This is a genomic window from Mesorhizobium sp. M7A.F.Ca.CA.002.05.1.1, assembly GCF_003998335.1.
Taxonomy (GTDB): domain Bacteria; phylum Pseudomonadota; class Alphaproteobacteria; order Rhizobiales; family Rhizobiaceae; genus Mesorhizobium.
Genome location: NZ_RZQI01001651.1, coordinates 1 through 446, shown reverse-complemented (window position 1 = coordinate 446; position 446 = coordinate 1). Strand labels below are relative to the sequence as shown.

The following is a 446-nucleotide window of genomic DNA, read 5'->3' as shown; positions in this document are numbered from 1 at the left end:
ACCGAAGGGATGGTGCCCATGCGCCGCCGTGTCGCGCGCGACGGCATCGGCGGACCGCAGGTGGGCGAGCATCTGATCGCGGGTCATGGCAAGATCCTGTCATGCCGACATCCACCGATGAGCGGCTGAGCGAGATTGGTGCCAACGGACGCGAGTGGCAAGAGCCAACTTTTGCTTGAGACCTTTGCCTCGGGATATCAGACCTTTGCCCTGCAATCGCCGGCCGGTCTTGGCGTCGAACAGATGAGCACAGGCGCGGCAAAGCGGAAAGCCGGCTGAAAAGGCCATCCTCGCCGAGCTTCTCGAAGGAGTTCGGCGGCGCGAAAATGCGAACAGCGTCAGACGGAAGGCTCCCCGAACACCAGCGAAACATTCCCTCCGGCATGGCGCTCGAGGCGGCCGGCGAGGTCGAGTTCCAGCAGCACCATGAACACCTGGGCCGGGTG

1 protein-coding gene is annotated in these 446 nt (G+C 63.9%); it reads right to left on the bottom strand.

Translation table 11 applies throughout. The features are described from left to right. Nucleotides 1-338: 338 nt before the first annotated feature. The coding region (locus EN939_RS38450; RefSeq protein WP_164751666.1) for a hypothetical protein at nucleotides 339-446 on the bottom strand (108 nt) is incomplete at its 5' end.